The sequence below is a fragment of the Streptomyces tubercidicus genome (genome assembly GCF_027497495.1).
Classification (GTDB): domain Bacteria; phylum Actinomycetota; class Actinomycetes; order Streptomycetales; family Streptomycetaceae; genus Streptomyces; species Streptomyces tubercidicus.
This window is the reverse complement of record NZ_CP114205.1, coordinates 6546374-6562445: the sequence shown is the minus strand read 5'-3', so window position 1 is coordinate 6562445 and position 16072 is coordinate 6546374. Positions and strand designations below refer to the sequence as shown.

General features: G+C 73.3%; 17 protein-coding genes. 11 read left to right on the top strand and 6 right to left on the bottom strand.

Annotation, left to right across the window (positions count from 1 at the left end):
- The first annotated feature begins 15 nt into the window (after positions 1-15).
- The 4 genes from STRTU_RS28650 (at position 16) to STRTU_RS28635 (ending at position 3017) form a co-directional block, all read left to right on the top strand.
- Positions 16-417 carry a (2Fe-2S) ferredoxin domain-containing protein gene (locus tag STRTU_RS28650; protein ID WP_159747552.1) on the top strand — a complete coding sequence of 134 codons (402 nt, stop codon included), beginning with the start codon at positions 16-18 and terminating at the stop codon, positions 415-417.
- Between the two features lie 128 nt (positions 418-545).
- Positions 546-1073 carry a DM13 domain-containing protein gene (locus STRTU_RS28645; RefSeq protein WP_159747550.1) on the top strand — a complete coding sequence of 176 codons (528 nt, stop codon included), beginning with the start codon at positions 546-548 and terminating at the stop codon, positions 1071-1073.
- Between the two features lie 4 nt (positions 1074-1077).
- On the top strand, positions 1078-1887 hold the full coding sequence (locus tag STRTU_RS28640; RefSeq protein WP_159747548.1) for a response regulator transcription factor: 810 nt from the start codon (positions 1078-1080) through the stop codon (positions 1885-1887).
- The gene (locus STRTU_RS28635) at positions 1884-3017 is read left to right on the top strand and encodes a sensor histidine kinase (protein WP_159747546.1); all 1134 of its coding nucleotides are present in this window, start codon (positions 1884-1886) and stop codon (positions 3015-3017) included. Before STRTU_RS28640 ends, STRTU_RS28635 begins: the two co-directional genes overlap by 4 nt.
- A gap of 132 nt (positions 3018-3149) precedes the next feature.
- Here STRTU_RS28635 and STRTU_RS28630 read toward each other — a convergent pair whose 3' ends face one another.
- The 6 genes from STRTU_RS28630 to STRTU_RS28605 form a co-directional block, all read right to left on the bottom strand.
- Positions 3150-4442, bottom strand: a complete 1293-nt coding sequence (locus tag STRTU_RS28630) for an MFS transporter (protein WP_159747544.1) — start codon at positions 4440-4442, stop codon at positions 3150-3152.
- Positions 4439-5020 (bottom strand): helix-turn-helix domain-containing protein, encoded by a 582-nt coding sequence (locus STRTU_RS28625; RefSeq protein ID WP_159749650.1) that lies wholly within the window; start codon positions 5018-5020, stop codon positions 4439-4441. Before STRTU_RS28625 ends, STRTU_RS28630 begins: the two co-directional genes overlap by 4 nt.
- A gap of 168 nt (positions 5021-5188) precedes the next feature.
- Complete coding sequence (locus STRTU_RS28620; protein WP_159747542.1) at positions 5189-5830, bottom strand: cytochrome b/b6 domain-containing protein; 642 nt, start codon at positions 5828-5830, stop codon at positions 5189-5191.
- Positions 5814-6566, bottom strand: coding sequence for a molybdopterin-dependent oxidoreductase (locus STRTU_RS28615; protein WP_159747540.1), 753 nt, complete (start codon positions 6564-6566; stop codon positions 5814-5816). The genes STRTU_RS28620 and STRTU_RS28615 overlap by 17 nt, the downstream gene beginning before the upstream one ends.
- A gap of 63 nt (positions 6567-6629) precedes the next feature.
- Positions 6630-7625: a hypothetical protein gene (locus STRTU_RS28610; RefSeq protein WP_159747538.1), complete on the bottom strand. Its 996-nt coding sequence runs from the start codon at positions 7623-7625 to the stop codon at positions 6630-6632.
- Between the two features lie 328 nt (positions 7626-7953).
- Positions 7954-9609 (bottom strand): FAD-binding dehydrogenase, encoded by a 1656-nt coding sequence (locus tag STRTU_RS28605; RefSeq protein ID WP_159747536.1) that lies wholly within the window; start codon positions 9607-9609, stop codon positions 7954-7956.
- Positions 9610-9820: 211 nt separating this feature from the next.
- Here STRTU_RS28605 and STRTU_RS28600 point away from each other — a divergent pair, with 211 nt between their 5' ends.
- From STRTU_RS28600 to STRTU_RS28570, 7 genes are all read left to right on the top strand, one after another.
- A complete protein-coding gene (locus STRTU_RS28600; protein ID WP_159747534.1) occupies positions 9821-10714 on the top strand; it encodes a DMT family transporter in 894 nt (297 codons plus the stop codon).
- A 177-nt stretch (positions 10715-10891) separates the two neighbouring features.
- A complete protein-coding gene (locus STRTU_RS28595; RefSeq protein WP_159747532.1) occupies positions 10892-11425 on the top strand; it encodes an NUDIX hydrolase in 534 nt (177 codons plus the stop codon).
- Positions 11426-11471: 46 nt separating this feature from the next.
- Complete coding sequence (locus STRTU_RS28590) at positions 11472-11882, top strand: YidH family protein (RefSeq protein ID WP_159747530.1); 411 nt, start codon at positions 11472-11474, stop codon at positions 11880-11882.
- A 3-nt stretch (positions 11883-11885) separates the two neighbouring features.
- Positions 11886-12248 (top strand): DUF202 domain-containing protein, encoded by a 363-nt coding sequence (locus STRTU_RS28585; protein ID WP_159747528.1) that lies wholly within the window; start codon positions 11886-11888, stop codon positions 12246-12248.
- Between the two features lie 127 nt (positions 12249-12375).
- On the top strand, positions 12376-13434 hold the full coding sequence (locus STRTU_RS28580) for an MBL fold metallo-hydrolase (RefSeq protein WP_159747526.1): 1059 nt from the start codon (positions 12376-12378) through the stop codon (positions 13432-13434).
- A 181-nt stretch (positions 13435-13615) separates the two neighbouring features.
- Entirely contained in the window at positions 13616-14668 is a 1053-nt protein-coding gene (locus STRTU_RS28575) for a phosphotransferase family protein (RefSeq protein WP_159747524.1), read from the top strand.
- 7 nt (positions 14669-14675) lie between these two features.
- Positions 14676-15908: an acyl-CoA dehydrogenase family protein gene (locus STRTU_RS28570; protein WP_159747522.1), complete on the top strand. Its 1233-nt coding sequence runs from the start codon at positions 14676-14678 to the stop codon at positions 15906-15908.
- The last annotated feature ends 164 nt before the right edge of the window (positions 15909-16072 follow it).

Sequence of the window (16072 nt, the reverse complement as noted above, 5' to 3'; positions counted from 1 at the left end):
ACGTAGCATGAATCGGTGATCAATGAGCCTGCCCGACGGAACGCCCCCTCGACCCCGTGCCGGGTCACCGTGTGCCGCGGCTGCTGCTGCGGCGATGCGTCCAAGATCCCGGGCGTCGACCACAGGGCGCAGATACCCACGCTGCGCGCGGCGCTGGGAGGTACGGCGCAGGTGCGGGCCTCCGAGTGTCTGGACGTCTGCGATCAGGCGAATGTGGTCGTGGTCCAGCCGTCCGCCGCGGGGCGGAAGGCGGGCGGGCGGCCCGTATGGCTGGGGCTGGTCAACGACGACGACGCGCTCGCGGACATCGCGGCGTGGATCCGCGCGGGCGGGCCGGGGCTGGCCGAGCCGCCGGGGGTGCTGGACCTGTACGCCTTCACGGTGTCGCGGCGGGTGCGCGAGGCGCTGGAGGGCTGAAGGGGCAGGCATCGCTGGCGCCGTCCGGCCCGCCCCGCCCGGTACCCCGCCCCCGTACTGATTACCGGAGCCTTACGGAACCCGTCCGCAGCGCGCGCGACGGGCGCTCACCAGGGTTTTCTGTGGGCATGAAGATCTCACTGACCCGCCGCACCGTCATCCCGGCCCTCGTGGTCCTGGCCCTGCTCGCGGCGTTCGCGCTCTACCTCTTCCAGCCGTGGCGGGCGTTCACCACCACCACCGTGAACGAGTCACTGCCCTCGGCCAAGCCCGCGGCCTCCGCCCCTGCCGCCAAGATGGGCACGGGCGACAAGGAGCTGGCCCGGGGCCGCTTCGTCTCCCACGAGCACGACACCAGCGGCACGGCCCGCACTCTCGGGCTCGCCGACGGCTCACGGGTGCTGCGCCTGGAGGACCTCAAGACCTCCGAGGGCCCGGACGTACGCGTCTATCTGTCGACCCGCAGCGCCGCCGAGGTCGGGAAGGGGCTCGGGGACGGGGCCGTGGAGCTGGGCAAGCTCAAGGGCAACGAGGGCAACCAGAACTACGCGGTCGCCCCCGGGACCGATCTGTCCCGGTTCCACAGCGCCGTGGTGTGGTGCAAGCGGTTCTCGGTCGCCTTCGGTGCCGCGGACCTCGCCGCGATGGCACGCTGATCCCGTGCACCGAACCACGCCCCACCCGCCGTCCCCGTCCGCAGCGCCCCGCCGTGTGCTGGTCGTCGAGGACGATCCGACCGTCGCCGAGGTCGTCACCGGCTATCTCTCCCGGGCCGGATACGCGACCGACCACGCCGCCGACGGCTTCGCCGCCCTGGACCGCGCCGCGTCCTTCCGCCCGCATCTGATCGTGCTGGACCTGATGCTGCCGGGACTGGACGGTCTGGAGGTGTGCCGCAGGCTGCGTCGCCGCGAGGAGGGGCCTTCGGTGCCGGTGGTGATGCTCACCGCGCGCGGCGAGGAGGCGGACCGTATCGCCGGGCTGGAGTTGGGCGCCGACGACTATGTGACCAAGCCCTTCAGTCCGCGGGAGCTGGTGCTGCGCATCGGGTCCGTACTGCGCCGGGCCGAGGCCGCGCCGCCGGCCGCCGCCCCGGCGCAGATCCTGCGAGTCGGCGACCTGAGCGCGGACCCGGGCGGCCGGCGCGCGATCCGGGCGGGCCGCGAACTGACCCTGACGAGCCGGGAGTTCGATCTACTGCTGCACTTCATGCGGCACCCGGGGCGGGTCTTCTCCCGGGAGGAGCTGCTCCAGCAGGTGTGGGGCTGGGAGATCGGCGACCTGTCGACGGTGACGGTGCATGTGCGGCGGCTGCGCGAGAAGATCGAGGCGGATCCGGCCGCGCCACGGCTGGTGATGACGGTCTGGGGCGCCGGATACCGCTTCGACCCCGTGGCGGACGAGCCACAGCCGGAGGACGGGCCGCCGGCGGGAGGCGGGCCGCTGGCGGGAGGTGGCCTGCGCCCATGACGGACTTCCTGGTCATCGTGGCACTGGCGGCGCTGGGCGCGGCGCTGGCGGGACTGCTCGCCGCGCCCGCGGTACGGGCGTTGCGGCGCCGCTCGGTCGCGCTGTCGCTGTTCGCGGTGGCGGCGCTGGCGGTCGCCGCGATGGCGGCGGGGACGGTGGCGGTCGCCCAGGCGATGTTTCTGTCCGGGCACGACCTGGGTGTGGTGATGGCCGTGGTGGCCGTCTCCGGGGTGGTGTCGCTGGCGGCGGCGCTGCTCTTCGGGCGGCGGATCGCGGCGGGCAGCCGGGAGCTGGCGCGCTCGGCCCGTACGGTCGGCAGCGAGGGCGGCTTCGTGGCGCCCGCCGAACCGCCGACGGCCGAACTGGCCGCTCTGTCAAGGGCGTTGGAGGAGACCAGCGGACGACTGGCCGAGGCACGGGAGCGGGAACGGGCGCTGGACGCCTCCCGGCGCGAGCTGATCGCCGGGATCTCGCACGATCTGCGCACCCCGCTCGCCGGGCTGCGGGCGATGGCCGAGGCGCTGGAGGACGGGGTCGCCGAGGACACCGCGCGCTATCACGCACGGATGCGGATCGAGGTGGACCGGCTGGCCGCGATGGTCGACGACCTCTTCGAACTGTCCCGTATCCAGGCCGGGGCGCTGACCCTGACGCTGTCGCGGGTGTCGGCGTACGACCTGGTGGACGAGGCCCTCGCCGGGGCCGGGCCGCTGGCGCGGGCAAGCGGGGTGCGGCTGGTGGACGGCGGGGTGGTCCCGCTGCCGGTGCGGGTGGACGCCCAGCAGATCACCCGGGTCCTGGGCAATCTGCTGGTCAACGCGATCCGCGCGACGCCCGCCGACGGCACCGTCGCGGTCAGCGCCCGGCACGAGAAGGGGTGGGTGGTGCTCGCGGTCGAGGACGGCTGCGGCGGCATCCCGCCGGAGGATCTGCCGCGGGTCTTCGACACCGGCTGGCGCGGTGGTGCGGCACGCACTCCGCGTGCGGACGGGCAGGGTGGCGCCGGGCTGGGGCTGGCGATCGTCCGCGGCATCGTGGCGGCCCATGAGGGCCGGGCGACGGTACGGAACACCGGGGCGGGCTGCCGCTTCGAGGTCGAACTGCCGGCGGCGGAGGCGCCGGGGGCGTGAGCGGCCGGGCGGCCTCGGCGGCTTCGGCGGCCTCGGCGGCCTCGGCGGCGTGACCATATGAACCCGCCCGACCGGCCTCGGCGGCGCGCCACCCCGCGTACCTCAGGGGCGCGCCTCCGTGGCCTGCCTGCCTCAGGAGTGCGCCGACGTCTCGTCCCGCCCCGCCGCCCCACGCACCTCCTCGGCCTCCACCGGACGCACCGGCAGGTCGCGGACCCTCCGGACCGGCGAGAAGAGCAGGATCAGGGCGGCCAGCGGCACCCCGGCCGTCATGATCCACATTGCGGTGCGCACGCCCAGGGCGGAGCCCAGCGTGCCGCCGAGCAGCGCACCCAGCGGCAGCGTGCCGTAGTTGAGGAACGCGCTGCTGGCGACCAGTCGGCCGAGCAGCGGCGGCGGGCAGTAGCCCTGCTGGAAGCCCGCCTTGAGGATGTTTCCGGCCACCACGCCCGCGCTGACCCCGAAACTGCCCGCCACGTAGAGCAGCGCCCCGGCGCCCTGCGAGGTCAGCGGGATGAGCAACGCCGCGCTGGGGACACCGAGTTCGAAGAGCAGCATGGCGCGGGCGGTGCCGAGCCGGCCGGCGGTACGGCGTACCACGAAGGCGCCCGCGATCCCGCCCGTACTCGCCATGGCCAGCAGCCCGCCGACCGCGCCGGGCGCCAGACCGACCTCGCGGACCAGGAAGACCGCCGTGAGGGACTGGTACCCCATCAGCGCGAGGTTGGAGGCGGCGCCGAAGAGCGTCAGCGTACGGAACCACCGGTCACCGGCGACCAGCCGCAGCCCCTCGGCGACCTCGCCGGTCAGCGACCGCGGGGTGCCCTCCCGGGCCGCCGGGCGGGGTTCGCGGTGCCGGATGCCGAGCAGGCACAGCAGCGCGACGAGGAAGGTGGCGGCATGGGCGAACAACCCGTTGACGGCGCCCGCCAATTGGGCGATGAGTCCGCTCGCGCCCTGCCCGGCGATCTGTGCCGCGGAGGCGCTGCCGTGCAGCTTGGCGTTGCCCTCGGCCTGGTCGGCCGGGGCGAGCAGGGTGGGGAGGTAGGCGCTGTACGCGGTCTGGAAGACCACGGCCGCGGCGCCGGTCAGCAGGGCCACGGCGATCAGCAGACCGAGCGTGAGCCTGCCCGCCCCGGCCAGCACGGGTACGGCGGCGAAGAGCACCATCGAGAACCCCGCGGCGGCCAGCATCAGCGGACGGCGGCGCAGGCGGTCCACCCACACCCCGACCGGGAGGCCGATCAGCAGCCAGGGCAGCCAGCCGCAGGCGCTGATCAGCCCGACCTCGAAGGTGGCGGCGTGCAGCGTGGAGACCGCCACCAGCGGCATCGCCACCCCGCTGACCGCGGTCCCGAACTTCCCGGCCGTCTCGCCGCACCACAACAACCGGAAGTCGCGGTGGCGGCGCAGGAGTCCGCTCACCGCTCGTCCCGTTCCTTGCGGGGGAAGGACTGCAGCTGGACGATCACGGGCCGGGTCTCCTCGGCCTCCGGCGCCGCCCCGCCCCGGGCCGCCCCGCCCCGGGCCGCCGCTTCCCGGTGCCGGAGCACGACCGACTCCAACTCGGCGTTCAGCGAAGCGAGTTGCTCTGACGTCAGACGGAGGTCCGCCCACCGGGAGAGGGTCCCGGCGTCGCGCCACTCCGGGCCCCAGTCCTCGGCGAGGTAGCCGGTGACCTGATCGAAGTCCCGGTGGACGGTTTCGTGCAGATAGACCGACAGGGCGCCCCGGCTGTCGGGGTCGTCGCGGAAGTCGTTGGTGTCGAGGCGGCGGGACACCCGCACCGCGCGCCACCAGCGCTCGCGCCGGGTGCCGCGGCCGGTCTCCTCCTCGATGAAGCCGTGGTCGGCGAGGTGGCGCAGATGCCAGCTGACCGTGCCGGTGTTCTCGCCGAGGCGCCGGCCGAGTCCGGTGGCGGTGTCCGGGCCGTCGAGGGTCAGCAGGTCCAGGATGCGCATCCGCAAGGGGTGGGCCAGACCGCGCAGACTGCGGGCGTCCATACGGCGCACGGGAGGGGCGGTGGAGGGCTGCGGCGAGGGCGAGGGCTGCGGCTGCGGCTGCCGCGACGGATTCCGCTCGGGGGCTTCGCTCATGGGCGACAGCCTAGAGTTGCAGAGACTCCTCTGCACAGGGTTCTCTGCAAAGGAGTCTCGGCAACTGTCGCATTACTACGGGGCGTTGCTCTCGTGCTCCCACAACGGATGCTCGCGCCGGGCCCATTGCGCATCGACCGACCCGGTGCGCAGACCGCGGCGGGACTCGGGGTCGCCGAACGCCTTCCAGACGTGACCGGCGATCACCAGGACCACGGCGAGCGCGAGCCAGTCATGGACGAAGGTGGCGCCGGTCCGCCACGCCAGGGGTGCGAGGCCGGTGAACCACATCAGCAGGCCGGTGCCGAGCATCACGAGGACCGCACCGGCGATCCAGGCGGCGTAGAGCTTCTGGCCGGCGTTGAACTTTCCGGCCGGGCGGCCGCCCCGGCGGCGGATTGCGGCCCGCAGCCACTGGCGGTCGTGCGGGCCGTAGCGGTTGAGGCGGGTGAGGTCGGCGCGCAGTGCGCGGGAGCCGAGGCCCAGCAGCAGGGGCACAGGCAGCAGGATCCCGGACCACTCGTGAAGGGTGACCATCAGGGCGCGGCGGCCGACGAGTTCGGCCAGGAACGGGAGGTAGAGACAGCCTGCCGTGAGGACGCAAAGGACCATCAGGGTGGCGGTGGCCTGGTGTACCCGGTGCTCGGCGCGGGTGAAGCGGGCGACGCGGGGCCGCTCGTCGGCGGGCCCGGTGGGGCGGTCAGGTCGTGGGGACATCGTCGCGTCCGTTCGACCGGCCGACCCAGGCGTCGATGTCATATCCGCGGTTCTCCCAGTATCCGGGCTCGACATCGCCGGTGACGGTGATGCCGGAGAGCCACTTCGCCGACTTGTAGAAGTACATGGGCGCGACATAGAGGCGTACGGGGCCGCCGTGCGCGTGGGCGAGCGGTTTGTCCTGCATCCGCAGGGCGACCAGGACGTCGTCGCGGCGGGCCTGTTCGAGGGTGAGTGATTCGCTGTAGGCGCCGTCGAAGCAGGTGAAGCGGACGGCCTTGGCCTCGGGGCGGACGCCCGCGGCGTCCAGCAGGGCGGAGAGGCGGACGCCTTCGAAGGGCGTGCCGGGCACCCGCCAGCCGGTCACGCACTGGACATCGCGCACGAGCCGGGTCTGCGGCAGTCCGCGCAGATCGGCAAGGCGGTAGCTGGTGCGGTGGCGCACCAGGCCGTCGACCGTGAGGCGGTAGCTGTGTCCGTCTTTCTCCGGTACGGATCCGGTCACCGAGTAGTAGCGGAAGCCGCCGCCGCCCGGGAGCAGGCCGGACAGGCCGGTGGGGTCCTTCTGTGCGGCGGCGCCGAGGGTGCTGTCGAAGGCGCGCTGGAGGAAGGGTGCCGTGGCGACCCCCGCGGCGCCCGCCGCGAGCATGCCGAGCACCACCCGGCGGCCCACGGGGGTGCCCTGCCCGTCCGCACCGCCGCCCGCCGCGCCGGCCGGTTTTCTGTCCCTGGTCATGGCTCGATTCGAGCACCGGGCGGGCGCCGGGGCCAGCGTCCGGGCCCCGGCGTCAGACTTTCGTCATCGTCGTCCCCGGGGACCCGGTGCGGTGGTGTCCCCGGCCCGGCGGAGGGCGGTGTCCCGTGCGGCCCGGAACGCGCCGTCGGCGTCGCGGCCCGCGTACGACCACGGGGCGCGGGTGGGGTGCGGGCCGATGCGCTGGAAGAGCGCGGCGGCCTCGGCCATCCGCCCCTCGTGGAAGGTGGCATGGGCGAGGAAGTTGAGATCGACCTTGCCGCGGGGGTGGTCCTCGCCGCCCCATTCCAGCCACCAGTCGAAGGCGTCCCGCAGGATCTGGTGGGCGCGCCGGGTGGACCAGTGGTCGCGGTCCGTACGGGGTGCCCGGCCCGCGGCGGCCAGTACGCGGTAGCGCTCGGTGTGGGCCACGACGGGGAGGAGGGCGAGCGGCGAGTCGGCGGGGGCGCGGGCCGCGGCGCGGGCGGCGAAGGTGTGAGCCGGGTGCCGGGGGTCGTCGCGGGCGCCGGGCCGTTGTTCGGCCAGGGCCGCCGTCATCAGGTGGTGTGCGTGGTGGTGGTCGCGGTGCCGGGCGCGGATCTGCTGGAAGGCGTGGTCGCGGGCTTCCGGGGTGCCGGTGCGGCGGGCGAGGATCAGCGCGCCGAGCCAGGGGGTGGGGTCGTCGGGCAGCATCCGGGCGGCGGCGGCACAGGCTCGGGCCGCGGCCTCGGTGCTGCTCGCGCCGTGCAGGGCGAGCCGGACGGTGGCGAGGGCCAGGAGGGTGGCGGCGTCGCCGCTGTCCGGTTCGGCGAGCCGCCAGTCGCCGGCCCAGGCGGCGCTGTCGGGCGCGGTGGCCAGCACGGTTAACCGGTGTCCGCGCAGATCCCAGTCCTCGCCTGTCTCGGCGAGCAGGGTACGCACCCGGGCCCATTGGCCGAGCGCCAGCGCGTCGGCGGCGATGGCCAGTGGCGAGTCGTCCAGGGCCGGGGCGAGGACCGGGCCGCGCAGCCCGCGGGCGGGTCTGAGCGGCGGCGGTGGGGACGGGTATGGGGAAATCGACATCACGGGTCAGGGGCTCCATGACGCGCCACACCGGCCCCGAACTACCCCCTGAGTCGTCCTCAGTGGGGTGGGACCGGATCCGCGCGCCCTCTACAGAGAGTAATGACTTGGTCCGCACCAGTCATCACGCAAAGCAAAGCGCTACGGAGAGCTCCGCGTCAAGACGGGAAGGGGAATGGCTGGATCCGCCAACCCCCCTTCCGTATCACGGAATTGAGCGGACTGGCCAACGGAACCGGCCCGGGGCCTGCCCCTCCGCGGCCCCCTCCACGGCCCCGCCCCGATCCCTCCGCGGCCCCTCCCGTCCCCCCGCTCCCGCCGCCGCCCGTCAGGACACCGCACGCGCCGCCGCCCGCCCCGCCGTACGTCCGGAGAAGAGGCAGCCGCCGAGGAAGGTGCCCTCCAGCGAGCGGTAGCCGTGCACCCCGCCACCGCCGAACCCGGCCGCCTCGCCCGCCGCGTACACACCAGGCAGCGGAGCGCCGCCGTCGGCCAGCACCCGCGAGGAGAGGTCGGTCTCCAGGCCGCCGAGCGTCTTGCGGGTGAGGATGTGCAGCCGTACGGCGATCAGCGGGCCCGCCTTGGGGTCGAGCAGCCGGTGCGGGGCGGCGGTGCGGATCAGCCGGTCGCCCAGGTACTTACGGGCCCCGCGTATGGCCGTCACCTGGAGGTCCTTGGTGAAGGAGTGCGCGATCTCGCGGTCGCGTGCGACGATCTCGCCGCGCAGCGCGTCCTCCGCGATCAGCGGCTCCCCGGTCAGCTCGTTCATCCGCCGGACCAGATCCGTCAGCGACCGCTCGACGATGAAGTCCGCGCCGTGGTCCATGAAGGCCCGCACCGGGCCGGGCGCACCGGCCCTGGCCCGGCCCAGCACCTCACGGATGCTCTTTCCGGTCAGATCCGGGTTCTGCTCGGAGCCGGAGAGGGTGAACTCCTTCTCGATGATCTTCTGGGTGAGCACGAACCAGGTGTGATCATGGCCGGTCCGCGTGATGTGCTCCAGCGTGCCGAGGGTGTCGAAGCCGGGGAACAGCGGCACCGGCAGCCGTTTGCCGCGGGCGTCCAGCCACAGCGGGGACGGGCCGGACAGGATCCGGATGCCGTGCAGCGGCCAGATGGGGTTCCAGTTGTCGATGCCCTCGGTGTAGTGCCACATCCGGTCACGGTTGATGATCCGGCCACCGGCCGCCTCGGCGATGCCCAGCATCTTGCCGTCCACATGCGCCGGGACGCCGGACAGCATCCGCCGCGGGGGCGTGCCGAGCCGCTCCGGCCAGTTGGCGCGGACCAGCTCGTGATTGCCGCCGATCCCGCCCGAGGTGACGATCACGGCCTGGGCCCGGAGCTCGAAGGCACCGGCCACCTCGCGGCTGCTGGGCCGGCCACGCTCGGCGTCCGACGGCTCCAGGATCTCGCCGCTGACCGTGTCCACGCTCCCCGCGCTGCGCGACAGCCCGGTCACCCGGTGGCGGAAGCGCAGGTCCACCAGGCCGCGGGCGGCCCCGGCCCGTACCCGGCGCTCGAACGGGGCGACCAGGCCGGGCCCGGTGCCCCAGGTGATGTGGAAGCGGGGGACGGAGTTGCCGTGCCCGGTCGCGTCGTAGCCGCCGCGCTCGGCCCAGCCGACGACGGGGAACAGCCGTACGCCCTGCCGGTGCAGCCAGGAGCGCTTCTCCCCGGCCGCGAAGTCGACATACGCCTCGGCCCATTTGCGCGGCCAGTGGTCCTCCGGCCGGTCAAAACCGGCCGTGCCCAGCCAGTCCTGCCAGGCCAGCGCATGGCTGTCGCGGATCCGCAGCCGGCGCTGCTCGGGGGAGTCGACCAGGAAGAGACCGCCGAAGGACCAGTGGGCCTGCCCGCCGAGGGACTGCGCGGGCTCCTGGTCCAGCAGGATCACCTTGCGTCCCGCGTCCACCAGCTCCGCCGTGGCCGCCAGGCCCGCGAGCCCCGCTCCGATCACGATCACATCAGCGTCGTACGCCATCTCTGCTTCTCCTCAACGGGGCACGCCGGGCGCCCCGGCCGCAGTGGGTGGAACGATCCTCAGCGCACCCGACTGCCGCGTCAACCATGGAGTTACCGGGTGGTACACCGGGGCACGCGGGAGAATGGGGGTGACCAGGGCCACGCCACGCCCGACGCCGGATGACTATCCTCAGGCGCATCCCCCCACCCGGCGCGATACGAGGTGCGACGTGACGGTGATATTGCTCGCCCTTGGAGCGGCCTGCTGTCTGGGACTCGGTTTCGTGTTTCAGCAGGCCGCGGCGCAACACGCCCCGATGAAGGACTTCCTCTCCCTGCGGCTGCTGCTCGATCTGGTACGGATGCCGCTGTGGGTGGCCGGTATCGGTCTGATGGTGGTCGGGATGGCGCTCGGCGCGGTGGCGCTCGGGATGGGCGACATCACCCTCGTGGAGCCCCTGCTGGCGACGAATCTGCTGTTCGCGATGGCGCTGTCCCGGCGGCTGACCCGGCAGCGGCTCGGCCGGAGCGGCTGGGCCGGGCTGTGGCTGCTGGCGGGCGGCGTCACGGCCTTCATCGTGGCCGGTCAGCCCGAGGGCGGGCGCAGCAACGCCGACCCGATGTGGCAGTGGCTGATCATGGGCCTGGTGCTGGGCACCGCCCTGCTGCTGGCGGCGGTCGCCAAGCGGGAGCGGGTGCATGTGAGCCTGGAGGCCGCGCTGCTGGGCGTCGCCGCGGGGCTGATCTACGGGCTGCAGGACGCGCTGACCCGGATCAGCGGGGAGCGCTTCGGGGCCGGTGGCTGGTCGGGGCTGCTCACCAGCTGGCAGCCGTACGCCATCGTCGTGCTCGGGGTGCTGGCCCTGGTGTTCGTGCAGAGCGCCTTCGAGTCGGCGCCGCTGCGGCTGTCGCTGCCCGCGCTGACCGCCGCCCAGCCGCTGGCCGGGATCCTCTGCGGGGTGGGGTTCCTCGGCGACCAGCTGCGGGTGACGCCCGGGGCGCTGGCCTGGGAAGTGATCGGGATCGTGGCGGTCGTGGCGGGCATCGTGCTGATCGGCAACCATCCGGCGATGCCGCCGGGCGCCGGGCATCGGGAGAACGCCCGGGAGCTGGAACCGCGCTGAGGCGGGCCCTCCGTCACGGCGGAGTGGCGGGCCGTTCCCCGCGGCTGCCGCTCCCCCATCCGGCCCAGTGGCGCTCCCCCGTCCGGGCCTTCCTCGCGTCCCGCTCCCCCGGCTGCCCGCGACGGCACTCCCGGCCCCGGCGGGTGCGCCTGTCGCCGGCGGTGATTGCATGGCTCCATGACCGATCAGCAACCGCTCAACGCGGACGAGATCCTCGACATCGTCGATGAGAACGATCAGGTCGTGGGGCAGGCCCCACGCGGCGAGAGCTACGCCCGCAGGATGCGCACCCGCAGCGCCTTCGTCCTGGTCCGGGACGCCGAGGACCGCATCTTCGTGCACCGCCGTACCCCGCAGAAGCTGGTCTTCCCCTCGCACTACGACATGTTCGTGGGCGGGGTCGTCGGCACCGGCGAGACCTACGACCAGGCGGCGCTGCGCGAGGCCGAGGAGGAGCTGGGCGTACAGGGGCTGGCGCCGCCCGAGCCGCTGTTCAAGTTCCTCTACGAGACGGCCGAGCACACCTGGTGGTCCGCGGTCTACCAGGTGCGCTGCACACTGCCGGTCGCCCCGCAGGAATCGGAGATCGACTGGTCCGCGTTCCTCACCGAGGAGGAGCTGATCCGGCGGCTCGACGAGTGGCCGTGGACGCCGGACGGGATGGCCGCGTACCGGCAGCTGCTGGCCCGGCGGGAAGCGGGAGAGTACTGATGGCACCGGCATACGGGGCGGGCCGGAAGCCCGGGTGGTTTCGGCCATGATCCTCGCCGAGGGGCTGCGGTCGGCCGGTGCGGCCGTACGGCTGTGGTTCTCGCCCGCGCGGGTCGGCGAGGAGGGGACGACCCCCGACTACCGCTTCTCGCTCGCCAATGAGCGCACCTTTCTCGCCTGGCTGCGGACGGGACTGGCACTGGTCGGTGGCGGGTTCGCGGTGGACCAGTTCCTGCCGCGGCTGCACGAGGGGCTGCGGCTGATCTTCACCGTCGTGCTGCTGGTGGGCGGTGCGCTGTGTGCGCTGCGGGCGGTCAACCACTGGGTGCGCTGTGAGCGCGCGATGCGGCGCGGGGAGGATCTGCCGGTCACCCGCTTCCCCACCGCGCTGGCGCTGGGCGTCGGCGTCCTGGCGGTGGCGATGGTCGTGCTGGTGCTGCTGGGCCGGACCGACTAGCCGATGGCGGACGGACCACTGCCGGGCGCGGGAGCGCCGCGTCCGGCTCCCGACCGGGACCCCGGGCTGCAGCCGGAGCGGACCCGGCTGGCGTGGCGGCGCACCACGCTGTCGGCCACCGCGATGGCGGTACTGGCCGGCCGCCAGCTGCTGCGGAGCGATGCCCCGGGACCGGTCGAGGTGATTCTGGCGGTGCTGATGGGGCTGCTGTGGGCGGCCTTCGTGGCACTTGCCCACCGCCGGATGCAGGCAATGGGCACCGGCCGCCCGCCGGGTCTGCCCCCGCGCACCGCCCTGCTGCTGGTCGGCTGCACCCTGGCGCTGGCGCTGTGCGGCGGGCTGATCCTGGTGCGGCCGGGGCACTGACGCCGGGGCAGGACGCCCCCGTTGGCGGCGCGGAGGTACCGTGACACGACCCCCGCGCTCCCCGGGCGGGTCCCGCCCCGGCCCGGCACCCTGGAGTGACGGGCCATCGGACGAAGGGCGCACCCGCATGGACGACGCGACGGCACACGGCAAGACGGCACGGAACTCCACCGCACCGTCGGCGACACCGGCCACCGGCCCCGGCGCGACCGGGCCGGACACCACAGAGCCACCCGGCGCCGCCTCCCCCGCGGGCCCGCCGCCCGCCGCCGAACCCTCCATCCCCGAGCCCTATCTCACCGAACTCGCCGCCGGTGTCCATGCGTTCATCCAGCCGGACGGCGGCTGGTGCCTGAACAACGCGGGTTTCGTCACCGACGGGGACGCCACCCTGGTCGTGGACACCGCCGCCACCGAGCGCCGGGCGCGCCTGCTGCGCCAACGGATCGCCGAGAGCGGCGCACCCGCTCCCCGCACCGTCGTCAACACCCACCACCACGGCGACCACACCTACGGCAACGGGGTCTTCGCCCCGGAGGCGACGGTGATCGGACACGCCTCCTGCCGCCGCGAACTGCTGGCCGCCGGGCATCAACTGCACGCCGTCTGGCCGGAGGTGGAGTACGGCGACATCCGCCTCACCCCGCCGGAGGTCACCTACACCGACGAGCTGACCGTGCATGTCGGGGACACCGAGGTGCGGCTGATCCACCCGGGCGTCGCCCACACCACCGGCGACACCATCGTCTGGCTGCCCCGGGAACGCATCGTCTTCGCCGGTGATCTGGTCTTCCACGGCGGCACCCCGTTCGTCTTCATGGGGTCGCTGTCCGGTTCGCTGCGCGCCGTACAGACACTGCGGGCCCTGGACGCGGTCACCGTCGTCCCCGGGCACGGTCCGGTGACCGGCCCCGAGGTGTACGACGGGATCGAGCGCTATCTGCGGTTCGTCGGGGAGCTGGCGGAGGAGGGCCGGGCGGCCGGGCGCACCCCGCTGGAGACGGCCCAGGGGGCGGATCTCGGCCCGTTCGCCGAGCTGGCCGAGAGCGAGCGGCTGGTGGCCAATCTGCACCGGGCCTACGCGGAACTGGCGGGCGCCGCCCCGGGCGTCCCGCTCGACCCGTTCGCCGGATTCGGCGATATGACCGTGCTGAACGGCGGGGTCCCGATGGCCTGTCACGCCTGAGCGAGGGCCGGTCACGCCTGAGCCGGGGCGGGGGCAGGGCCGGGGGCGGGGCTGCCGGTACGGCGGAAACCCCCGCGTGACGGATGCCCCACGCTCCGGCACTGGACTCCATACCGACTAGTCGGCATGATCGTGCCAGCGACCGTTGGACCGTCCACTCCACTCCGTACGGAGGAGCACGATGAGCAAGGGCACCCCTCCCCCGCAGGACCAGGACCGGGAGGACCCTCCCGGCCTCGACCTCACACGATTGCGTGCGCATCTGGACCGGGAGCGGCCGGGGCTGGCCGGCGGCCCGCTGCGCGCGCGGCTGATCGAGGGCGGGCGGTCCAACCTCACCTACCGCGTCACCGACGGCACCGCCTCCTGGGTCGTCCGCCGGCCGCCGCTCGGCCATGTGCTGGCCACCGCCCACGACATGCGGCGCGAGCATCGGGTGATCAGTGCGCTGCATCCGACGCCGGTCCCGGTGCCGGAGACGCTGCTGCTGTGCGAGGACGAGTCGGTCGTCGGCGCGCCCTTCTACGTGATGGAGCTGGTCGAAGGGACCCCGTACCGCACCGCCGCGCAGCTCGCCCCGCTCGGCCCGGAGCGCACCCGCGCCGTGGTGCTGTCGCTGGTCGACACGCTGGTGGAGCTGCACGCGGTGGACCCGGAGGCGGTCGGGCTCGGCGACTTCGGCCGGCCCGACGGTTTCCTGGAGCGCCAGCTGCGGCGCTGGGGCAAGCAGTTGACCGCGTCGAAGAACCGCGAGCTGGCCGGGATCGACGAGCTGCACGAGGCGCTGGGCCGGGCGCTGCCCACCTCCCCCGCCCCATCCGTCATCCACGGTGACTACCGCCTCGACAACGTCCTGATCGGCGCGGATGACGGCCTCAAGGCCGTCCTGGACTGGGAGATGTCCACGCTCGGCGACCCGCTGACCGACCTCGGCCTGCTGGTGATGTACAGCACGGACCTGGACCTGCCCGAGTCACCGGTGAGCACCACCAGCGGCGCCCCCGGGCACCCCACCCCCGCCGAGCTGATCGAGCGCTATGCCGCCCGGTCCGGCCGGGACACCTCCGCCATCGCCTGGTACACGGCCTTCGCCTGGTTCAAGCTCGCCGTGATCCTCGAAGGCATCCACTACCGCTTCACGCTCGGCCAGACCGTCGGCGCCGGATTCGACCGGATCGGCGAACTCGTCCCCGTCTTCATCGACCGCGGACTCACCACCCTCAAGGAAGGCTGAGGCACCCATGGACTTCGCATTCGACGCCCGCACCGAGGAGCTGCGCGACAAGCTCCTGACGTTCATGGACGAGCATGTCTATCCGGCCGAGCAGACCTCCCATGAGCAGCGGGCCGCGCTCGCCTCGCCGTGGGACACCCCGCCGGTCGTGTCGGAGCTGAAGGCCGAGGCCCGTAAGCAGGGACTGTGGAACCTGTTCTTTGTGGACGAGCACAGCCTGCCCGACGCGGAGCACGGCGCCGGGCTGACGAACCTCCAGTACGCGCCGCTGGCCGAAATCACCGGCCGCAGCCCGCAGTTGGCGCCCACCGCGCTGAACTGTGCGGCGCCGGACACCGGCAATATGGAGGTGCTGGCGCAGTTCGGCACCGCGGCACAGCAGAAGCAGTGGCTGGAGCCGCTGCTGGCGGGCGAGATCCGGTCGGCGTTCGCGATGACCGAGCCGGAGGTGGCCTCGTCGGACGCCACCAACATCGAGACCCGGATCGACCGTGATGGCGACGACTACGTCATCAACGGCCGTAAGTGGTACATCTCCGGCGCGATGAATCCGCTGTGCCAGATCTTCATCGTGATGGGCAAGACCGATCCGGACGGCCCTGACCTGCGCCGCCAGCAGTCGATGATCCTGGTGCCGCGCGACACCCCGGGCCTGGAGGTCAAGCGGGCCATGCAGGTCTACGGCTTCGAGGACCACTGGCACGGCGGCCACGCCGAGGTGGTCTTCCATGACGTACGGGTGCCGGCGAGCAATCTGATCGGCGAGGAGGGCGGCGGCTTCGGCATCGCCCAGGCCCGGCTGGGCCCCGGCCGTATCCACCACTGCATGCGGCTGATCGGGATGGCCGAGCGCGCCATCGAGCTGATGTGCCGCCGGGCGGTGAGCCGTACGGCGTTCGGCAAGCCGCTGGCGCAGCAGGGCGTGGTGCAGGAGTGGATCGCGGACGCCCGGGTGGCGGTGGAGCAGCTGCGGCTGCTGGTGCTGAAGACGGCCTGGCTGATGGACACCGTCGGCAACAAGGGCGCGCACACCGAGATCCAGGCCATCAAGATCGCCACCCCGCGCACCGTCGTGGACATCCTCGACAAGGCGGTGCAGCTGCACGGTGCGGGCGGTGTCAGCCAGGACTTCCCGCTGGCCGAGCTGTGGGCCGGGGCCCGTACGCTGCAACTGGCGGACGGCCCGGACGAGGTGCACCAGCGGTCGCTGGCCCGCCGGGAGTTGAAGCGGTATCTGTAGGGCGCCTTCGACTCTGTCAGCGTCAGGGCGGCAAAAGCGGGCCGCTGGTGCGGCTCTTGGGGCGTGACGTATGAGTCGCCCAGCGTGAATTGGGTGTGTCCTGTCCGCCTCCTGTACGTCCCTTGGCTCACCGCTAACCAGCGCTCCGCGAATGTGGAGTCACT

Excerpts from the sequence above, each read along its gene's own strand:
- STRTU_RS28580 (WP_159747526.1), top strand. The coding sequence starts at position 12,376 with ATGGACGACGCGACGGCACACGGCAAGACGGCACGGAACTCCACCGCA.
- STRTU_RS28645 (WP_159747550.1), top strand. The coding sequence starts at position 546 with ATGAAGATCTCACTGACCCGCCGCACCGTCATCCCGGCCCTCGTGGTC.
- STRTU_RS28585 (WP_159747528.1), top strand. The coding sequence starts at position 11,886 with ATGGCGGACGGACCACTGCCGGGCGCGGGAGCGCCGCGTCCGGCTCCC.
- STRTU_RS28605 (WP_159747536.1), bottom strand. The coding sequence starts at position 9,609 with ATGGCGTACGACGCTGATGTGATCGTGATCGGAGCGGGGCTCGCGGGC.
- STRTU_RS28615 (WP_159747540.1), bottom strand. The coding sequence starts at position 6,566 with ATGACCAGGGACAGAAAACCGGCCGGCGCGGCGGGCGGCGGTGCGGAC.
- STRTU_RS28575 (WP_159747524.1), top strand. The coding sequence starts at position 13,616 with ATGAGCAAGGGCACCCCTCCCCCGCAGGACCAGGACCGGGAGGACCCT.
- STRTU_RS28610 (WP_159747538.1), bottom strand. The coding sequence starts at position 7,625 with ATGTCGATTTCCCCATACCCGTCCCCACCGCCGCCGCTCAGACCCGCC.
- STRTU_RS28590 (WP_159747530.1), top strand. The coding sequence starts at position 11,472 with ATGATCCTCGCCGAGGGGCTGCGGTCGGCCGGTGCGGCCGTACGGCTG.
- STRTU_RS28570 (WP_159747522.1), top strand. The coding sequence starts at position 14,676 with ATGGACTTCGCATTCGACGCCCGCACCGAGGAGCTGCGCGACAAGCTC.
- STRTU_RS28595 (WP_159747532.1), top strand. The coding sequence starts at position 10,892 with ATGACCGATCAGCAACCGCTCAACGCGGACGAGATCCTCGACATCGTC.
- STRTU_RS28625 (WP_159749650.1), bottom strand. The coding sequence starts at position 5,020 with ATGGACGCCCGCAGTCTGCGCGGTCTGGCCCACCCCTTGCGGATGCGC.
- STRTU_RS28635 (WP_159747546.1), top strand. The coding sequence starts at position 1,884 with ATGACGGACTTCCTGGTCATCGTGGCACTGGCGGCGCTGGGCGCGGCG.
- STRTU_RS28620 (WP_159747542.1), bottom strand. The coding sequence starts at position 5,830 with ATGTCCCCACGACCTGACCGCCCCACCGGGCCCGCCGACGAGCGGCCC.